This is a genomic window from Geminicoccus sp., assembly GCF_035556675.1.
In the GTDB taxonomy this organism is placed as follows: Bacteria; Pseudomonadota; Alphaproteobacteria; order Geminicoccales; family Geminicoccaceae; genus Geminicoccus.
In genome coordinates, this window is the sequence record NZ_DATMFZ010000084.1 from 1 (window position 1) to 17,076 (window position 17,076).

The window sequence follows — 17,076 nt, forward strand, 5'->3', positions numbered from 1 at the left end:
CCGGCGGACGGGCCGATGGTCCTGCTGCCGCATGGCTATCCATGCTCGTCCTTCCAGTACCGCCAGCTCATGCCGGCACTCGCCGACCGCTGGCGGCTGATCGCCCCGGACTTTCCGGGCTTCGGCCACAGCGCCACGCCGGACCCGGGGGCGTTTTCCTACACGTTCGACGGGCATGCCGGCTTCCTGGACCGGTTCGCCCAGGTGCTGGGGATCGAGCGCGCGGCCCTCTACCTCCATGACTATGGCTCGCAGATCGGGCTCCGGCTGGCGATCCGGCGGCCAGGGCTGGTCGCGGCGCTGATCATCCAGAACGGTGACATCTACGCAGACCAGCTGGGTCCCAAATATGACGGGTTGAAGGCCCATCTCGCTGCACCTTCGGCCGAGGGGCGGCGGAAGCTGGCAGAGGCGGTGAGCGAGGCGGGCTTTCGCGAGGAGTTCCTGAACGAGGTCCGGCCAGAGCTCGCCGCCCGCATCAGCCCGGACCTCTGGCAGCTCGCCTGGGCGCAGCTCGACCATCCGGTGCGCCGCGAGGTCATGGTCGGGCTGATGGAGGGCCTGCGGGAGAACCTCCAGTGGTTTCCGCGCTACCAGGCCTATCTGCGCGAACACCGCCCGCCGGCCCTGATCGTCTGGGGGCCGCAGGACGGCTACATGCCGGAAGGGGCGGCGCGGGCCTATCTGCGCGACCTGCCGGATGCCGAGCTGCATCTCTTGGATGGCGGCCACTGGCTGCTGGAGACCAATCTGGACGAGGTCGCGGCACTGGCACGCCGCTTCCTGGAACGCCACCATGCGGGAGACCGGACATGAGCGATCGCAGCGGACCTGCCATTGCACGGATCTGGCGGGGCAGGGTGCCGACGGCACGGGCCGGCGAGTACGAGGCCTATCTGTTCGAGCACGGCATCAAGCCGCTGATCGAGAAGGCGATGGGCGTGCAATCGCTGCGCGAGGACCGGGCAGGCGAGACCGAGTTCGTCACCATCTCCTACTGGGAGAGCGTGGAGGCGATGGCGCGGTTTGCCGGCAGCGATCCCAGGCGGATCCATCACCTGGAGCGCGACCCCGAGTTCCTGATCGAGCTGCCGGAGGGCGTGCAGATCCTCCAGATCCGCGCCGCGCATGGCCGGACGGGCGGGGACGTGGCGTGAGGCCCGGCAGGGAACATGCATGGCGCGTGCGCGTTCTCGGCAGGTGAGCAGCAGCGGAGAATCGCCATGCAGCACCTGACCCCGGAAATGAAGTCGTGCATCGAGGCATGCCTGTCCTGCTACCAGACCTGCCTGTCGACCGCGATGGGTCACTGCCTGGAGGCGGGCGGCAAGCATACCGAGCCGAAGCACTTCAAGCTGATGATGGCCTGCGCCGAGATCTGCCGGACGTCGGCGCATTTCATGCTGATCGGCACGCCGCATCACCGCCACACCTGCCGGGAATGCGCCGAGATCTGCACCGAATGTGCGGAGGACTGCGCGCGGATCGGCGACATGGAGGAATGCGTCCAAGCCTGCCGGCGCTGCGCGGAGAGCTGCCGGAAGATGGCCGCCTGATCAGGCGGCTTCGAGGATGATCGGGGCGTGGTCGGAGGCGGTCTTCGCCGCCCGGGGTGCCCGGTCGATGCGGCAGGCGGTCGCCCGGTCCATCGCCCGGGGCGAGAGGAGGAAGTGGTCGATCCTGAGGCCGTGGCCCAGCTCGAAGGAGCGGGCCTGGTAGTGCCACCAGGAATAGTCCTCGCCGGCCGGGTTCAGCCAGCGATAGGCGTCGTAGAAGCCGCGGTTGACCACCCGGCGCCAAGCGGCGCGCTCGTCGGGATGGTAGCAGATCGAGCCGTCCCAGGAGGCGGGGTCGTGGACGTCGCAGGCTTCCGGCGCCACGTTCCAGTCGCCGCCGACGATGACGGGCGTGCCGTCCTCGGCGAGCGCGCTCATGCGGGCGCCGATCCGGTCGAAATAGCGCAGCTTGTAGGCGAACGAATCGGAGCCCACCGACGTGCCGTTCGGCAGGTAGAGCGAGGCCACCCGGAACGGGCCGACCGTGGCCTCGATCCAGCGGGCCATGGTATCGCCCTCCTCGCCGGGCAGGCCCTGCACCACGTCCCGCGGCTCCTGCTTGGCCAGGATCGCCACGCCGTTGAGCGGGGCCGAGCCCCACAGCGCCAGGTGGTAGCCGCGCTCCTCGAAGGGCGCGCGGGGGAACTTGTCGTCGGTGACCTTGGTCTCCTGGAGCAGGAGCACGTCCGGCGCCTCGGCATCGATCCAGCCGAGCAGCGCGTCCAGCCGGGCGCGCACGCCGTTCACGTTCCAGGCGACCAGCTTCATCGTCATCTCTCGAGCAGGGGCAGGCTGCCCGGGGTCACATCGCGAAGCTGGTGCCGCAGCCGCAGGACGACTTGGCGTTCGGGTTCTTCACCTGGAAGTACGAGCCGTTCAGGTCCTCGACGAAGTCCAGCTCCGAGCCGATCAGGTAAAGGAGGGACATGCCGTCGATGACCACCTTGGCGCCCTGCTTCTCGATGGCGATGTCGTCCGGCTCGTTCGCCGTGCCGAGCTCGAACTCGTACTTGAAGCCGGAGCAGCCGCCGCCGGAGACCCCGACGCGCAGATGGCCGTCATCCATGCCCTCGCGCTCCAGGATGGCGCGGATGCGGCGGGCGGCGCTGTCGGAGACCTGGAACGGGTCGGGCCGCGGGTTCGCTTGCGACATGGGTTGCCCTTGATGATCGATCCGCCGCCTCATCGGCCGGCCGGATCAAGAGGTCGGCGCCGATGAAGCCTGCACATCCCAAAGTAGGCAGCGGCCGTGTATTGTCAAACCAGGCCAGCGCCCGGGAGGCTGTCATTTCCGCACCTCTGCCCGCCGAATTCTCGCCGCGTGCCCCGTTCGCCGCGGATCCCGCCACGAGTCGCGGCCGCCTCGTGCCGGAACCGGACAGCGCGCCGCGCTCGCCCTGGCAGCGCGACCGCGACCGGATCGTGCATGCCACCGCGTTCCGCCGCCTGGAGGCCAAGACCCAGGTCTTCGCAGCATTGGACGGCGACCATTTCCGCACCCGGCTCACCCATACGCTGGAGGTGAGCCAGATCGGCCGCACCATCGCCCGAGCGCTCCAGGTCGACGAGGACCTGACCGAGGCGATCGCGCTCGCCCACGATCTCGGCCACAGCCCGTTCGGCCATGCCGGCGAGGAGGCGCTGGACGCCTGCCTGCAGGGGTTCGGCGGGTTCGACCACAACCTCCAGACCTTCCGGATCCTGACCCGGCTGGAGCGGCGCTATGGCGGGTTCGACGGGCTGAACCTGACGGCGGAAACGCTGGAAGGCGTGGTCAAGCACAACGGGCCGCTCCAGGGGGACGTGCCGGCGCCGGTCGCGGAGTGGCACCGCCGGCAGGACCTGCGCCTGCACCTGCAACCGTCGGTGGAAGCGCAGATCGCGGCGCTGGCCGACGACATCGCCTATTGCAGCCATGACGTCGACGACGGGCTGCGCGCCGGATTCTTCCGCCCGGACGAGCTGCGTACCGTGCCGCTGGCAGCGCCGGTGGTGGACGAGGTGACCGCCCTGTGGCCGGGCCTGGAGCGGGGCCGGCTGGCCGGCGAGATCCAGCGCCGCCTGATCGACCGGATGGTCCGCGACCTGCTGGCCGAGACCAGGGAGCGCCTGGCGGCGCTGCACCCAGGCTCGCCCGACGCCGTGGCCCTGGCGGACCGGCCCTGCGTCGCCTTCTCGCCTGCCATGCACGAGGCGGTGGTGCAGCTCAGGACCTTCTTGCGCGACCGGGTCTGGCAACACTACACGGTCAACCGGATGACGCGGCGCGCCAAGCAGATCCTGCGAGCACTGTTCGAGACCTTCTTCGAGGCACCCGAATGCCTCCCGGAGGAATGGCGCAGCCGGGCCGGGGCGGCCGGCTCGCAGGCATGTGCCGAGGCGGTGCGTGACTACGTCGCCGGAATGACCGACCGATTCGCGCTCGACGAGCACGACCGTCTTTTCAGGATTGCCCGTACCCGACCATGAACCCGTTCGCCCTCATCGAAACCGAGATCCGTGCCGCCCTGGACCAGCTCGTGGCGGAGGCCCGCCTGCCGGCCGGGCTGGACCTGACCAGGGTCGCCGTGGAGCTGCCCAAGGATCCGGCGCATGGCGACGTGGCCTGCTCGATCGCGCTGATGCTGGCCAAGCCCGCGCGGATGAAGCCGCTCGACATCGCCCAGGCCCTGGCGGAGCGGCTGGAGGGGCGGGCGGACTTCCAGGACGTGGCGGTGGCACCGCCGGGCTTCGTCAACATGCGGATGCGGCCGGCCTTCTGGCATGCGGTGATCCCGGCGATCCGCGCGGCCGGCAATGACTTCGGCCGGATCGACCTGGGGCAGGGGCAGAAGGTCAACGTCGAGTACTGCTCGGCCAACCCGACCGGGCCGCTCCATGTGGGCCATGCCCGCGGCACGGTGTTCGGCGACGCCCTGGCCTCGATCCTCGAGCGGGTCGGCTATGGGGTCACCCGCGAATATTACGTGAACGACGCGGGTGCCCAGGTCGAGACGCTCGCCCGCTCCTTGCACCTGCGCTACCGCGAGGTGCTGGGCGAGGACATCGGCGAAATGCCGGAGGGTTTCTATCCCGGCCTCTATCTGGTGCGGACCGCGGAAGCGCTGGCGGCCCGCGACGGCGACCGCTGGCTGGGCAAGCCCGAGGAAGACTGGCTGGACCCGCTCAAGCGCTTCGCGGTCGAGGCCCAGCTCCAGGTGATCAAGGACGACCTGGCGGCGCTGGGGGTCCATCATGACCTGTTCCTGTCCGAGCGCTCGCTGATCGAGGACGGCACCATGGATGCCGCCCTCCAAAGGCTGGAGGAACTGGGCCTGCTCTACGTGGGCGAGCTGCCGCCGCCCAAGGGCAAGCCCGCCGAGGACTGGGAGCCGCGGCCGCAGCTCCTGTTCCGCGCCACGCAGTTCGGCGACGACGTGGACCGGCCGCTCAAGCGCTCCAACGGGGCCTGGACCTATTTCGCGGCGGACCTGGGCTGCCACTTCAGCAAGCTGCGGCGCGGCCACCAGTGGCTGGTCGACGTGCTGGGGGCGGACCATGGCGGCTACGTCAAGCGGCTGAAGGCGGCGGTGAAGGCGCTCTCGCAGGACCAGGTCCAGCTCGAGGTGCGGCTGTGCCAGCTCGTCAGCCTGATGGACGAGGGCAAGCCGCTCAAGATGAGCAAGCGGGCCGGCCGGATCGTGACCATGCGCGACGTGGTCGACGAGGTCGGCAAGGACGTGATGCGGTTCATGCTGCTCACGCGCAAGAACGACGCGCCGCTCGACTTCGATCTTTCCAAGGTGGTCGAGCAGTCGCGCGACAACCCGGTGTTCTATGTCCAGTACGCGCATGCCCGGGTGCGGTCGGTGTTCCGCCAGGCCGAGCAGCGCGGGCTGGGCCAGCTGACCCAGGACCTGGACCGGGCGGATCTGGCGCTGCTGACCCATCCGGCCGAGCTCGACCTGCTCAAGCGGGCGGCCCTGCTGCCGCGGGTGCTGGAAGGTGCCGCCGTGCATGCCGAGCCACACCGCATCGCCTTCTGGTTGATGGAACTCGCCGCAGAGCTCCATGGCCTCTGGACGAAGGGCTCGGAGGACGAGAGTTTGCGCTTTCTCGTCGAGGCGGAGCCGGAGCGTTCGCGGGCGCGGTTGGCCATGCTGGAGGCGGCGCGCACCGCGATCGCGGCCGGCCTGGACATACTGGGGGTGACGCCGGTCGACGAGCTGCGCTGAACCGTCGTTCGGCGCAGACGTTTCGTCAGCGCGCAAATCTTCCGTTGAGAGAGCATGGCTGCAATGTCCGACGAATCGTTCGACGCCGCGCAGAAGGCCTTGAGGAACCGGGCGGTGGTCGACCTGGAGGAGCCCCTGCCGGACGAGCAGCCGACCCGGTGGTGGCTCCGGATCCTGGTATTGGTGGTGTTCTTCGCGTTCGGCGCGATCGTGTGGCTGTCCTGGCAGGACAATGCCGGCGACGGCACGCCGGTGCTGGTGGCGGCTCCCGAGGAGCCGATCAAGGAGCGACCCGTCAATCCCGGCGGGATGGAACTGCGCAACGACAACACCGCGATCGCCACCGTGCTCGACCCGGATGCGGATCGGGCAGACACCCAGCCGCAGGTCGGCCCGGTCGTGACCAGCCGCCCGCCGGACCGGCCGGCAGTGCCGGTGGAGGAGGAGCTTCCGCCCTCGGCCGGGGTGAGCGAGGAGGCACCCGAGGCGGCGCCCCAGACGCCCGGGGCACCGCCGCTCGTCTCGATGGGCGACATCATCCCGACCGAGGACGACAGGGCGGTGCCCGAGCCGGCCGCGGGCGCGCCGGCCGCCGACGCACCTGCCGCGGGCGAGCCGGCGGCGCCGCCCTCGGTGATGGCGGTGGCACCCGAGCCGCCGGCCACCGCGCCGCTGGTCACCGCACCCTTGGCGCCGGCACCCGCACCGGAGCCGTTGGCGGCACCGCGCGCAACGCCGCCGGCCGCGCCCGCGCCGAGTGCGGCGCCCGCCACCGATGCCGGGCCGATGCGGGTGGTCCCGCCGGCCGAGCCGCCGGCGGTGGTCGACACCACGCCCGTGCCGCCGCCGGCACCAGCAGCGCCCGCAGCACCGGCGCCCGCCCCGCCGGCGGTCGTGGCGACCGCACCCGCGGCACCGGAGCCGGCCCAGCCGGCTGCACGCAGCGGGGTGCGCATCCAGGTCGCTTCCCTGCGCAGCGAGGCGGACGCCAACATTGCCTGGGATCGGGTGGCGCGGAAGCATCCGGACGTGTTCGCGGGCAAGCGCCGGGTGATCACCCAGGCGGAGGTGAAGGGGGCTACCTATTACCGCGCCCAGCTCGAAGGATTCGCGAGCCGGGCGGAGGCGCAGGCGGCCTGTGAGGCACTCAAGAGTGCCGGCAGCGACTGCCTGGTGGTCCGCTGATGCTGGCCGCGGTGATCGGCATCGAAGGCACCGTGCTCACCGCGGCGGAGCGGCGCCTGCTGGCGGAGACGCCGCCGGCCGGCGTGATCCTGTTCGCCCGCAACGTCGCCGACCGGGCGCAGCTCCGCTCCCTCACCAACGCGATCCGGGCGGCGGCCGCACCGGCCGTACCGATGATCCTGGTCGACCAGGAGGGAGGGCGGGTCATGCGGCTGTGCCCGCCAGTCTGGCGCAGCCTGCCGGCCATGGCCGCGATCGGCGCCCTGTTCGCCCGGCAGCCCGACCAGGCGGTGCAGGCTGCCCGTGCGGTCGGTCACCTGATCGGCTGCGACCTGGTCGAGACCGGCATCGACGTGGCCTGTGCGCCGGTGCTGGACGTGGCGGCATCCGGGCTCACCGAGGCGATCGGCAGCCGCGCCTTTTCGAGCGACCCGTTCGTGGTCACGGAGCTGGGCGGGGCCCTGGCCGAGGGGCTGCTGGACACGGGCGTGCTGCCGGTGATCAAGCATCTGCCGGGCCATGGCCGCGCCCAGGTCGACAGCCATGTCGGACTGCCGGTGGTGACGGCTTCCCTGGACGAGCTGGCGGCGCGCGACTTCGTGCCGTTCCGCACGCTGGCCGACCTGCCGATCGGCATGACCGCCCATATCGTCTTCCCGGCATTGGATCCGGATCGGCCGGCCACCCTGTCCCGGCCGATCATCGAGGGCGTCATCCGCGGCCAGATCGGCTTTTCCGGGCTCCTGCTCTCCGACGATCTCGGCATGGGTGCGCTCAGCGGCGACCTGGTGGGCCGGGCCATCGCCTGCCTCGCGGCCGGCTGCGACCTGGCGCTCGCCTGCAGCGGGCGGATCGAGGACGCGCTGGCGCTGGCCGATGCCCTGCCGCGACTGGCGGGCGAGGCGGCGCACCGCCATGCCCGCGCCCTGGCCTTCCGCGGCACCGGGCAGGGGCCGGTCGACGTGGCCGCCGCCGAGCATCATCTGCGCGCGACGCAGCTCGTCGCCTGAAGGAACCGACTTGGCCGATCTGGGGGCGCAGGCCCATATCCTGTCGATCTATCTGATCCCGCTCGTGCTGGCGATCACCATGCACGAGGCGGCCCATGCGCTGGCAGCCGACAAGCTGGGCGATCCGACCGCGCGCCAGCTGGGCCGGGTCAGCCTGAACCCGATCGTGCATGTCGACCCGCTCGGCACCTTCGTGCTCCCGGGCATCCTGCTGCTCTCGGGCAGCCCGTTCCTGTTCGGCTGGGCCAAGCCGGTGCCGGTCAGGTTCGGCTACCTGCACCATCCCCGCCGCGACATGGCGCTGGTGGCGCTGGCCGGGCCGGGGATCAACATCGTGATGGCGATCGCCGCCGCGATCGCCCGCCATGGGACGGTGAACATCGACGGTGCGCTCGGCGAGTGGCTCACCGGCAACCTGGATGCGTTCGTCAACGTCAACGTCGTGCTCGCCGTGTTCAACATGCTGCCGCTCCTGCCGATGGATGGCGGGCGGGTGCTCAACGCCATCCTGCCGCCGAAGCTCGCCTGGGAGCACGCCAAGACCGAGCGCTATGGCCTGCTGATCCTGCTGGCCGTCCTGTTCCTGGGTCCGCTCCTGGGCTCGATCTGGGGCACGCAGATCAACCTGATCGACCCGATCCTGCGCCCGCCGGTCGAGTTCGTGTTCCGCTGGGTCTACATCCTGACCGGCTGGGGCGATCCGCTGGGATGAGCGAGGCGGTGGGAAGCGAAGACCGGCCGGAGGATGACGGGTTCACCGTCGCCCTGGACGGCTTCCAGGGCCCGCTCGACCTCCTGCTCGACCTGGCCAGGCGGCAGAAGGTCGACCTGCGCACCCTCGACCTGGTGGCGCTGGTCGACCAGTTCGTGGCCTATCTCCAGGGGGCGAAGCGCCGGGAGCTGACGCTCGCCGCCGACTATCTGGTGATGGCCGCCTGGCTGCTCTGGCTGAAGTCGCGCCTGCTCCTGCCGAAATCCGAGCCCGACGGCGAGGTCGAGGAGGCGGCCTCGGACCTGGAGGCGCGGCTGCGCCGGCTGGATGCGGCCAAGGCGCTGGCAAGGGCCCTGGAGGAGCGGCCGCGGCTCGGCCGGGAACGGCTGGTGCGCGGGGTGGCGGAGAGCTTCGCGCTGGAAACGCGCTACCTGCCGACCGCCTCGCTCACCGACCTGGTCGCCGCCTATGCCGGGCTCAAGCGCAAGCGCAAGGCGGTGATCCTGCGCTTCCCGCCGCCGCCCACCTGGTCGATCGACCAGGCGATGGCCCGGTTCGAGGCCATGGTGAGCGGCACGACCTGGCGCGAGCTGGAAAGCCTGCTGCCGCCCGATCTCGCCGAGGGGTTCGGCCGGCGCACGGCCCTGGCCTCGGGCCTGGTCGCCAGCCTGGAGCTGGCCCGGCAGGGGCGGATCGAGCTGGTGCAGCACCAGCCATTCGGCCCGATCATGGTGAAGGGAACGCGATGAGCCGCGAGCTGGGCCTGCGGATCGTGGAGGCGGTGCTGTTCAGCCGGGCGGAGCCCGTGTCGGAGGCGGTGCTCCAGGCCCATCTGCCGGGCGACCTGCATGTGGCCGACCTCCTGCCCGAGCTGGTGCTGGCCTATAGCGGCCGGGGCATCCGGCTGGAGCGGATCGGCCAGGACTGGGCGCTGCGCACCGACCCGGAGATCGCGCCCTATCTGGCCAGGGTCGAGGAGAAGCGGCGCAAGCCGTCGCGCGCGGTGATGGAGACGCTGGCGGTGATCGCCTGGAAACAGCCGGTGACCCGGGGCGAGATCGAGCAGGTCCGGGGCGTGGCGCTGGCCCAGGGCACGCTCGAGCAGCTCCTGGACGCCGGCTGGGTGGCACCGGCCGGCCGCCGCGAGGTGCCGGGCCGGCCGATGACCTGGGCGACCACGCCGGCCTTCCTGGACGCCTTCGGCCTGACCAGCCTGGACGACCTGCCCAGGCCCGACGACCTGGACGCGCCCGACCTCGTGGTCATGGCGCAGCGCACCGGCGAGGAGCCGGCCGAGCCTGGGGTGCCGGCACAATCGGATATGCCGGAACGTGATTCCGGGGATGCCGTCTCATCGTGATCGGGCTATCCTCCGGAGGCCGCTGGACCGTGCCTCCGGGTTCGTCTATCGGTGCGTTCATCGAGGGGTAACCGGAACGCCGGTTGCCCGAAGACGGCAGGCGTGACTCCATCGTGTTCGATCTTGCCTGGTCGGAAATGGCCATCATCCTGGTGGTGGCCCTGGTCGTGGTCGGTCCCAAGGATCTGCCGCGCCTTGCACGCACGCTCGGGCAGTGGGTGGCCAAGGGGCGGGCGATGGCGCGCGAGTTCCAGCGCCATGTCGACGACATGGCCCGCGAGGCCGACCTGCAGGATCTGAAGAACAGTGTCGGCAAGATCAGCCCGGCCGGCATCCGCGACCAGATCACCAAGGCGGTGGATCCGGACGGCACGCTCGGCAAGTCGCTGGACACCCGCGACATCAACCGCGCGCTGGACGTGAAGACCCCGGCCTCGCCGTCGCCGGCACCCGCAAAGACCGAGTCACCCGCGCCTGGCGCTCTGCTCGGGCCGGCGGCTGACGCCTCGGCCGGGAGCGAGACCGGCACGACACCGGCCAAGCCTGCCGAGCCGGCTCCGGCAGCGGCGACGGGCTCCTTCAGGCCGGCACCCGCCGCGCCCGCGCCGGTTGCTTCCGCCCCCGCCGAACCTGCTTCTGCCGAACCCGCTACTGCCGGGCCCGCTCCTGCCGAGAAAGCCTGATGGCGTTCATCAAGGACATCGACGACCGCGAGATGCCGCTGCTGGAGCACCTGCTCGAGCTGCGCAACCGGCTGATGTGGTCGATCGGCGCGTTGTTCCTCGGTTTCCTGCTCTGCTACGCCTTCTCCGAGCAGATCTACCAGTTCCTGGTCCATCCGCTGCAGATCGCCTACGGCAACCAGACCGGCCGGCGGATGATCTATACCGGCCTCACCGAAGCCTTCTTCACCTACCTGAAGGTGGCGATGTGGGGCGGGGCGATGCTGGCCTTCCCGGTGATCGCCACCCAGCTCTGGATGTTCATCGCACCCGGCCTGTACCGCCACGAGAAGCAGGCCTTCCTGCCGTTCCTGCTGGCGACGCCGATCCTGTTCTTCCTGGGTGCGGCGCTCTGCTACTATCTGGTGTTCCCGCTGGCGTTCCACTTCTTCCTGAGCTTCGAGACCGCCGGTGGCGATGGCGCGCTGCCGATCGAGCTGGAGGCACGGGTCGGGGAATATCTCGACCTCGTGATGAAGATGGTGTTCGCCTTCGGCCTGGCCTTCCAGCTGCCGGTGCTGCTCACCCTTCTGGGCCGGGTCGGGATCATCGGCTCGGCCGGGCTGGTGCGGAACCGGCGCTATGCGATCGTCGGCGTGTTCGTGCTGGCGGCCATCGTCACCCCGCCGGACGTGATCAGCCAGATCAGCCTCGCCGTGCCGCTGCTCATTCTCTACGAGATCTCGGTCATCGCGGTGAAGATGGTCGAGAAGAAGCGGCGGGAAGCCGAGGCCGCGGAAGCCGCCGAGGCCGAGGACGACTCCACGACCAGCTAGCAGTGCCGGCGTGCCTGGCGGGACACGGGCGGCCGGGTGCTGCCGGTTCCCGCCGATCCGGGCTTCCCTGCCGGGCGGCGGATGCATAAGAGACCCCCGGTGCATCTGACCTAGGGCAGAAGAGCCTTGTTCGACCTGAAGTGGCTGCGGGACAACTCGGCGGCGTTCGACGCCAGCCTGCAACGGCGCGGTGCGGCACCGGCGGCCGCCGACGTGCTGGCGCTGGATGCCGAGCGGCGCCGGATCGAGACCGAGCTGCAGGAATCGCAGTCCGCGCGCAACCGCCTGTCCCGCGAGTTCGGCCAGGCCAAGGCCAAGGGCCAGCCGGTCGATGGGCTCCAGGCCGAGCTCGGCCGGCTGAAGGACGCGGTGAAGGCCGGCGAGGAACAGCTCGCGGCGGTGGCGGCCGAGCTGGAGGCGAAGCTCGCCACCTATCCGAACATCCTCCAGCCGGACGTGCCGGACGGTGCGGACGAATCCGCCAATGTCGAGCTGCGCCGGGTCGGCCAGCCCCGGCAGTTCGACTTCCAGCCGCTCGCCCACGACGAAGTGGGGGCCAGGCTCGGCATGGATTTCCCAACCGCCGCCAAGCTGTCGGGCGCGCGCTTCGTGCTGCTGCGCGGGCAGATGGCGCGGCTGGAGCGAGCACTCGCCGCCTTCATGCTCGACCTCCAGACCGGCGAGCACGGCTACACGGAGATGGCGCCGCCGCTCATGGTCGGCGAGAAGGCGCTGTTCGGCACCAACCAGCTGCCGAAGTTCGCGGACGACCTGTTCTTCACCACGACCGGGCTGGGCCTGATCCCGACCGCCGAGGTGCCGCTGACCAACACGGTAGGCGGCGAGATCCTGGATGGGGCCGACCTGCCGCTGCGCATGACCGCGCACACGCCCTGCTTCCGCTCCGAGGCGGGCTCGGCCGGGCGCGACACCAAGGGCATGATCCGCCAGCACCAGTTCAACAAGGTCGAGCTGGTCTCGGTGACCACCCCTGAGCAGTCGGCGGTTGAGCACGAGCGGATGACCGCCTGCGCCGAGGAGGTGCTGAAGCGACTGGGCCTGCCCTACCGGGTGATGCTGCTGTGCGCGGGCGATACCGGCTTCGGTGCCAGCAAGACCTACGACATCGAGGTCTGGCTGCCGGGGCAGGGGACCTATCGCGAGATCAGCTCCTGCTCGAACTGCCAGGACTTCCAGGCCAGGCGGATGAATGCCCGCTACCGGCCGGCACCCGGCGAGAAGCCGCGCTTCGTCCACACGCTGAACGGCAGCGGGCTGGCAGTCGGCCGCACGCTCGTCGCCATCCTGGAGAATGGCCAGGAGGCCGACGGCTCGGTTACCCTGCCGCCGGCGCTGCACCGCTATTTCGGCCAGGAGCGCCTCCTGCCCGTCGCCTGAAGGATCCCGTCCCTTGCGCATCATGGTCACCAACGATGACGGCTACCAAGCTGCCGGCATCCGCACGCTCACGAAGATCGCCCAGGCGATCTCCGACGACGTCTGGGTGGTCGCGCCGGAAAGCAACCAGTCGGGGGTGGGCCACGGCCTGACGATCCGCCGGCCGCTCCGGGCGCGGCGCCTGGGCGAGAAGCAGTTCGCGGTGGACGGCACGCCCACCGACTGCGTGATGCTGGGCCTGCAGAAGCTGATCGAGGGCAAGCAGGTCGACCTGGTCCTGTCCGGGATCAACCATGGCAGCAACCTCGCCGACGACGTCACCTATTCCGGCACGGTGGCGGCCGCCATGGAGGCGACGCTGTGCCGGACCAAGGCGATCGCCTTCTCCTCGTTGATGGAATTCGGCAAGGGGCCGCGCTGGGCCACGGCCGAGCATTTCGCGCCGGACCTGATCCGCAGATTGCTGGCGGCCGGCTGGCCGCGCGAGGTGCTGATCAACGTCAACTTCCCCGACCGCGAGGTGGAGGCGATCCAGGGGATCCGGGTGACTACCCAGGGTACGCGCAAGATCGGCGATGCGATCATCGAGCGCGAGGACCCGCGCGGCGAGGCCTATTACTGGATCGGCGACACCCATGCCGAGCAGGATCCGGGCGAGGGCAGCGACCTGGAGGCCACCAACCACGGCTTCATCTCGGTGACCCCGATCCATCTGGACATGACCCACATGGCGAGCATGACCGCACTCCGGCAGGTGGTGGAGAGGTGAACCTTACCGGGCTGCCGGCACCGGCTGCTTGAACCGTGGCTTCCGCGTGACGTATCGAGACCGGATGGTACGTGCTTTCCCCCCGCTCCTGGTGGCCCTGGCCGTCCTCCTGACCGGCTGCAGCGACCTGCGCCCGATCGAAACGGTGCCGGGGCAGAGCTGGGCGCTCGCGAAGAAGCAGGCCTATGTCGGGCCGCCCAGGCTGCACAAGGTAGTGCGCGGCGACACCGCCTCGGTGATCGCCCAGCGCTATGGGGTGACGCTGCAGGAGCTGGCTTCCGCCAACAACCTGCGCAAGCCCTATGTCATCCAGCTCGGCAGCAACCTGACGATTCCGCAGCACGGCGCCCGCCCGGCACCCGCGGCGAAGCCGGCCAAGGCGAAGCGCCCGGCAGTCCGCGAGTTGCCGGCCCCGGTCTCGCCGATGGCGCCCAAGGAGGCCCCGAGCGAGATCCAGGTGGCGACCCTGGCACCGCCGGATGCCACGCCCGCGGCACCGGTCCCGGTGCCGGCGCCCGCGGCGGAGCCCGACCGGGGGACGGATCTGCCGGTCACGGCACCCGGTGCGATGGCGCGGGCCGCGGCGATGAAGCCACAGCCGCTCAGCGGCGACGGCTTCCTGTGGCCGGCCAGCGGCACCGTGATCAGCCGGTTCGGCAAGAAGCCGGACGGCAGCCAGAACGACGGCATCAACCTGGCCGCCCCGCTGGGCAGCCCGGTGCTGGCCGCGGAGAACGGCGTGGTGTCCTATGCCAGCGACGAGATCGCCGGCTGGGGACGGATGATCCTGATCCGGCACGCCGATGGCTACACCACCGGCTACGCCCATCTGGACAGCATCCTGACGGCGGTGGGCGACCAGGTGACGCGCGGCCAGGTCATCGGCCGGATCGGCCAGACCGGCTATGTCGACACGCCGCAGCTCCATTTCGAGCTGCGCTCGGGCAAGCGCGCGCTCGATCCGAGCCGCCACCTGGTCAAGGGCGAGTCGATGGAGGTCGCGAGCCGCTGACCGGCTCGCTCATGACCGGGTCGTTCAGGGCCACAGGCGGTAGCCGGTGCGGAAGATCGCCCAGACCACCAGGAGGCAGCCCGCCAGGAACAGGCAGGTCATGCCGAAGCTGATGGCGACCGCGACATCGGCGCTGCCATAGAAGCTCCAGCGAAAGCCGCTCACCAGGTAGACCACCGGGTTGAACAGGGTGACCTGCTGCCAGAACGGCGGCAGCATCGAGATCGAGTAGAAGCTCCCGCCCAGGAAGGCCAAGGGCGTCACGATCATCATGGGCACGATCTGCAGCCGCTCGAAGCCCTGCGCCCAGATGCCGATGATGAAGCCGAACAGGGCGAAGGTGACCGAGGTCAAGACCAGGAAGCCCGCCATCCAGAACGGGTGCAGGATGGTGAAGTCGACGAACAGCCGGGCGGTGAGCAGCATGATCGTGCCCAGGATCACCGACTTGGTGGCGGCCGCACCCACATAGCCCAGGACGATCTCGACGAACGAGACGGGGGCGGAGAGCACCTCGTAGATCGTGCCGGAATAGCGCGGCATGTAGATGCCGAACGAGGCGTTGGAGATGCTCTCGGTGAGCACGGCCAGCATGATCAGGCCCGGTACCAGGAAGGCGCCGTAGCTGACCCCGTCGATCTGCTCCATCCGGGCGCCGATCGCGGCGCCGAACACGATGAAGTAGAGCGAGGTGGAGATCACCGGGGCGGCGATGCTCTGCAGGAGGGTGCGGCCGGTGCGCGCCATCTCGAACCGGTAGATGGCCCAGATCGCATGGCGGTTCATCGGCGCGCTCCCACCAGGCCCACGAAGATCTCTTCCAGCGAGCTCTGCCTGGTCTGCAGGTCCTTGAAGTCGATGCCGCTGGCCAGGAGGCGGCGCAGCAGGGCGGGGATGCTGCCCCCATCGTCCTGGCTGTCGAAGCGGTAGACGATCTGGCTGCCATCCGCGGACAGGTCCAGCCGGTACTCGGCGAGCTCGGGCGGCAGGGCTTTCACCGGTCGCTGGAGGAACAAAGTGAGCTGGCGCTGGCCCAGGCGCTGCATCAGCACCGCCTTGTCCTCGACCAGCACGAGCTCGCCCCGGTCGATCACCCCGATCCGGTCGGCCATCTCCTCCGCCTCCTCGATATAGTGGGTGGTGAGGATGACCGTGACGCCCTGGTCACGCAGCCCGCGGACCAGCGCCCACATCTCGCGGCGCAGCTCGACGTCCACGCCCGCGGTCGGCTCGTCCAGGAACAGGATCTCCGGCTCGTGGGCCAGCGCCTTGGCGATCAGCACCCGGCGCTTCATGCCACCCGAGAGCGTCGCGATCCGGCTGTCGCGCTTGTCCCACAAGGACAGGGCGCGCAGGACCCGCTCCAGATGGGCGTCGTCCGGCGCCTTGCCGAACAGGCCGCGGCTGAACCTGAGCGTGGCCCAGACGCTCTCGAACACGTCGGTGGTGAGCTCCTGCGGTACCAGGCCGATCTTCTCGCGTGCCTTGCGGTAGTCCGTCCGGATGTCGTGGCCATCGGCCAGGACCCGGCCCGAGGTCGGCTTGACCAAGCCGCAGATGATGCCGATCAGCGTGGTCTTGCCGGCACCGTTGGGGCCCAGCAGTGCAAAGATCTCGCCCCGGCGGATCGTGAGGTCGATGCCCTTCAGGGCCCGGAAGCCGGACGCGTAGGTCTTGCCGACCCCTTCCGCCCTGATGATCGCATCCGCCGGATTCATCCCAACACCTCCCGATATGGCCGCTCCCGCCGGGCCCGGCGTAGGGCCTGTCCCCACCAGTCGAGCTGGGCGAGGAGCGCTGCGAGCGCCGCCTCGACCGGTTCCGGGTCCTGCAGGGCTCCGGACGGCGTGAAGCGCTCCCAGGCATGGGCGAGGCTGACGGCGTTGCGCAACGTCACCGCATGCAGCTCGGCGAACACCTGGCGGAGCTGTTCCACCGCCCGGATCCCGCCGCTGATCCCGCCATAGGAGACGAAGCCGACCGGCTTGGCATGCCAGGGCTCTTGCACCGAATCGATCAGGAACTTCAAGGCCGCCGGGTAGCCATGGTTGTACTCGGGCGTCACCACCAGGAAGGCGTCGGCCAGATCCAGGCGCTGGCGCAGTGCCACGAGCCCGGGATGGCGCTGCCGGTCGTGGCGGCAGGGCAGGTCGTGCTCGAGCGGGTCGATCCGGTCGATCGTCAGGCCCGGCTGCCTCGCGGCGACGCCGGCCGTCCAGCCGGCGACCCGGTCGCAGAGCCGGCCGGCCCGGGTGCTGCCCAGGATCAGGGCGGTACGGAGAGGGTCCATGTGGGGTGCTCCCATGCCGTTGCGCTTCAGGGAGCCACTCTCCTAAAACCTCGAGCAAGGTTGAGGTCAACG

20 protein-coding genes are annotated in these 17,076 nt (G+C 70.1%); 15 read left to right on the forward strand and 5 right to left on the reverse strand.

The annotated features are described in order from the left end of the window. From VNS22_RS06845 to VNS22_RS06855, 3 genes are all read left to right on the forward strand, one after another. The coding region (locus VNS22_RS06845) for an alpha/beta hydrolase (RefSeq protein ID WP_325730912.1) at positions 1 to 816 on the forward strand (816 nt) is incomplete at its 5' end. Then, the gene (locus VNS22_RS06850; RefSeq protein ID WP_325730914.1) at positions 813 to 1,157 is read left to right on the forward strand and encodes a hypothetical protein; all 345 of its coding nucleotides are present in this window, start codon (positions 813 to 815) and stop codon (positions 1,155 to 1,157) included. The genes VNS22_RS06845 and VNS22_RS06850, both read left to right, overlap by 4 nt. Before the next feature lie 66 nt (positions 1,158 to 1,223). Next, positions 1,224 to 1,556 carry a four-helix bundle copper-binding protein gene (locus VNS22_RS06855; protein WP_325730916.1) on the forward strand — a complete coding sequence of 111 codons (333 nt, stop codon included), beginning with the start codon at positions 1,224 to 1,226 and terminating at the stop codon, positions 1,554 to 1,556. On the opposite strand, the gene xth is transcribed toward VNS22_RS06855, so the two are convergent. Further along, positions 1,557 to 2,324, reverse strand: coding sequence for an exodeoxyribonuclease III (gene xth, locus VNS22_RS06860; protein ID WP_325730918.1), 768 nt, complete (start codon positions 2,322 to 2,324; stop codon positions 1,557 to 1,559). It abuts the gene before it with no gap. Positions 2,325 to 2,358: 34 nt separating this feature from the next. Next, positions 2,359 to 2,709 (reverse strand): iron-sulfur cluster insertion protein ErpA, encoded by a 351-nt coding sequence (erpA, locus tag VNS22_RS06865; RefSeq protein ID WP_159713503.1) that lies wholly within the window; start codon positions 2,707 to 2,709, stop codon positions 2,359 to 2,361. 101 nt (positions 2,710 to 2,810) lie between these two features. Here erpA and VNS22_RS06870 point away from each other — a divergent pair, with 101 nt between their 5' ends. From VNS22_RS06870 to VNS22_RS06925, 12 genes are all read left to right on the forward strand, one after another. Further along, positions 2,811 to 4,025 (forward strand): deoxyguanosinetriphosphate triphosphohydrolase, encoded by a 1,215-nt coding sequence (locus VNS22_RS06870; RefSeq protein WP_325730921.1) that lies wholly within the window; start codon positions 2,811 to 2,813, stop codon positions 4,023 to 4,025. After that, the gene (gene argS, locus VNS22_RS06875) at positions 4,022 to 5,770 is read left to right on the forward strand and encodes an arginine--tRNA ligase (protein ID WP_325730923.1); all 1,749 of its coding nucleotides are present in this window, start codon (positions 4,022 to 4,024) and stop codon (positions 5,768 to 5,770) included. The genes VNS22_RS06870 and argS overlap by 4 nt, the downstream gene beginning before the upstream one ends. A 63-nt stretch (positions 5,771 to 5,833) precedes the next feature. Continuing rightward, on the forward strand, positions 5,834 to 6,955 hold the full coding sequence (locus VNS22_RS06880; protein WP_325730925.1) for an SPOR domain-containing protein: 1,122 nt from the start codon (positions 5,834 to 5,836) through the stop codon (positions 6,953 to 6,955). Further along, entirely contained in the window at positions 6,955 to 7,965 is a 1,011-nt protein-coding gene (nagZ, locus tag VNS22_RS06885; RefSeq protein WP_325730927.1) for a beta-N-acetylhexosaminidase, read from the forward strand. The genes VNS22_RS06880 and nagZ overlap by 1 nt, the downstream gene beginning before the upstream one ends. 10 nt (positions 7,966 to 7,975) lie before the next feature. Continuing rightward, the gene (locus tag VNS22_RS06890; RefSeq protein WP_325730929.1) at positions 7,976 to 8,677 is read left to right on the forward strand and encodes a site-2 protease family protein; all 702 of its coding nucleotides are present in this window, start codon (positions 7,976 to 7,978) and stop codon (positions 8,675 to 8,677) included. Next, positions 8,674 to 9,426, forward strand: coding sequence for a ScpA family protein (locus tag VNS22_RS06895; protein WP_325730931.1), 753 nt, complete (start codon positions 8,674 to 8,676; stop codon positions 9,424 to 9,426). Before VNS22_RS06890 ends, VNS22_RS06895 begins: the two co-directional genes overlap by 4 nt. After that, positions 9,423 to 10,037: an SMC-Scp complex subunit ScpB gene (scpB, locus tag VNS22_RS06900; RefSeq protein ID WP_325730933.1), complete on the forward strand. Its 615-nt coding sequence runs from the start codon at positions 9,423 to 9,425 to the stop codon at positions 10,035 to 10,037. Before VNS22_RS06895 ends, scpB begins: the two co-directional genes overlap by 4 nt. 83 nt (positions 10,038 to 10,120) lie before the next feature. Then, positions 10,121 to 10,720, forward strand: a complete 600-nt coding sequence (gene tatB / locus VNS22_RS06905; protein WP_325730935.1) for a Sec-independent protein translocase protein TatB — start codon at positions 10,121 to 10,123, stop codon at positions 10,718 to 10,720. Beyond that, positions 10,720 to 11,535 carry a twin-arginine translocase subunit TatC gene (tatC, locus tag VNS22_RS06910; protein ID WP_325730937.1) on the forward strand — a complete coding sequence of 272 codons (816 nt, stop codon included), beginning with the start codon at positions 10,720 to 10,722 and terminating at the stop codon, positions 11,533 to 11,535. The genes tatB and tatC overlap by 1 nt, the downstream gene beginning before the upstream one ends. A 126-nt stretch (positions 11,536 to 11,661) precedes the next feature. Then, on the forward strand, positions 11,662 to 12,933 hold the full coding sequence (serS, locus tag VNS22_RS06915; RefSeq protein ID WP_325730938.1) for a serine--tRNA ligase: 1,272 nt from the start codon (positions 11,662 to 11,664) through the stop codon (positions 12,931 to 12,933). Between the two features lie 22 nt (positions 12,934 to 12,955). Continuing rightward, the gene (gene surE / locus VNS22_RS06920) at positions 12,956 to 13,702 is read left to right on the forward strand and encodes a 5'/3'-nucleotidase SurE (RefSeq protein ID WP_325731007.1); all 747 of its coding nucleotides are present in this window, start codon (positions 12,956 to 12,958) and stop codon (positions 13,700 to 13,702) included. A 64-nt stretch (positions 13,703 to 13,766) separates the two neighbouring features. Continuing rightward, entirely contained in the window at positions 13,767 to 14,714 is a 948-nt protein-coding gene (locus VNS22_RS06925) for a M23 family metallopeptidase (RefSeq protein WP_325730940.1), read from the forward strand. Positions 14,715 to 14,738: 24 nt separating this feature from the next. Here the strand turns inward: VNS22_RS06925 and VNS22_RS06930 are convergent, their stop codons facing one another. Genes VNS22_RS06930 through VNS22_RS06940 form a run of 3 tightly spaced genes read right to left on the reverse strand, consistent with a single transcriptional unit; the run spans position 14,739 to position 17,004 of the window. Then, the gene (locus VNS22_RS06930; protein WP_325730942.1) at positions 14,739 to 15,500 is read right to left on the reverse strand and encodes an ABC transporter permease; all 762 of its coding nucleotides are present in this window, start codon (positions 15,498 to 15,500) and stop codon (positions 14,739 to 14,741) included. Continuing rightward, complete coding sequence (locus VNS22_RS06935; RefSeq protein WP_325730944.1) at positions 15,497 to 16,432, reverse strand: ABC transporter ATP-binding protein; 936 nt, start codon at positions 16,430 to 16,432, stop codon at positions 15,497 to 15,499. The genes VNS22_RS06930 and VNS22_RS06935 overlap by 4 nt, the downstream gene beginning before the upstream one ends. Then, positions 16,429 to 17,004 carry an NAD(P)H-dependent oxidoreductase gene (locus tag VNS22_RS06940; RefSeq protein WP_325730946.1) on the reverse strand — a complete coding sequence of 192 codons (576 nt, stop codon included), beginning with the start codon at positions 17,002 to 17,004 and terminating at the stop codon, positions 16,429 to 16,431. The genes VNS22_RS06935 and VNS22_RS06940 overlap by 4 nt, the downstream gene beginning before the upstream one ends. Between the last annotated feature and the right edge of the window lie 72 nt (positions 17,005 to 17,076).

Bases quoted from the DNA above. Each gene is read 5' to 3' on its own strand.
- VNS22_RS06850 (WP_325730914.1), top strand. From the start codon at position 813: ATGAGCGATCGCAGCGGACCTGCCATTGCACGGATCTGGCGGGGCAGG.
- VNS22_RS06855 (WP_325730916.1), top strand. From the start codon at position 1,224: ATGCAGCACCTGACCCCGGAAATGAAGTCGTGCATCGAGGCATGCCTG.
- xth (WP_325730918.1), bottom strand. From the start codon at position 2,324: ATGAAGCTGGTCGCCTGGAACGTGAACGGCGTGCGCGCCCGGCTGGAC.
- erpA (WP_159713503.1), bottom strand. From the start codon at position 2,709: ATGTCGCAAGCGAACCCGCGGCCCGACCCGTTCCAGGTCTCCGACAGC.
- argS (WP_325730923.1), top strand. From the start codon at position 4,022: ATGAACCCGTTCGCCCTCATCGAAACCGAGATCCGTGCCGCCCTGGAC.
- VNS22_RS06880 (WP_325730925.1), top strand. From the start codon at position 5,834: ATGTCCGACGAATCGTTCGACGCCGCGCAGAAGGCCTTGAGGAACCGG.
- nagZ (WP_325730927.1), top strand. From the start codon at position 6,955: ATGCTGGCCGCGGTGATCGGCATCGAAGGCACCGTGCTCACCGCGGCG.
- VNS22_RS06895 (WP_325730931.1), top strand. From the start codon at position 8,674: ATGAGCGAGGCGGTGGGAAGCGAAGACCGGCCGGAGGATGACGGGTTC.
- scpB (WP_325730933.1), top strand. From the start codon at position 9,423: ATGAGCCGCGAGCTGGGCCTGCGGATCGTGGAGGCGGTGCTGTTCAGC.
- tatC (WP_325730937.1), top strand. From the start codon at position 10,720: ATGGCGTTCATCAAGGACATCGACGACCGCGAGATGCCGCTGCTGGAG.
- surE (WP_325731007.1), top strand. From the start codon at position 12,956: ATGGTCACCAACGATGACGGCTACCAAGCTGCCGGCATCCGCACGCTC.
- VNS22_RS06925 (WP_325730940.1), top strand. From the start codon at position 13,767: ATGGTACGTGCTTTCCCCCCGCTCCTGGTGGCCCTGGCCGTCCTCCTG.
- VNS22_RS06930 (WP_325730942.1), bottom strand. From the start codon at position 15,500: ATGAACCGCCATGCGATCTGGGCCATCTACCGGTTCGAGATGGCGCGC.
- VNS22_RS06935 (WP_325730944.1), bottom strand. From the start codon at position 16,432: ATGAATCCGGCGGATGCGATCATCAGGGCGGAAGGGGTCGGCAAGACC.
- VNS22_RS06940 (WP_325730946.1), bottom strand. From the start codon at position 17,004: ATGGACCCTCTCCGTACCGCCCTGATCCTGGGCAGCACCCGGGCCGGC.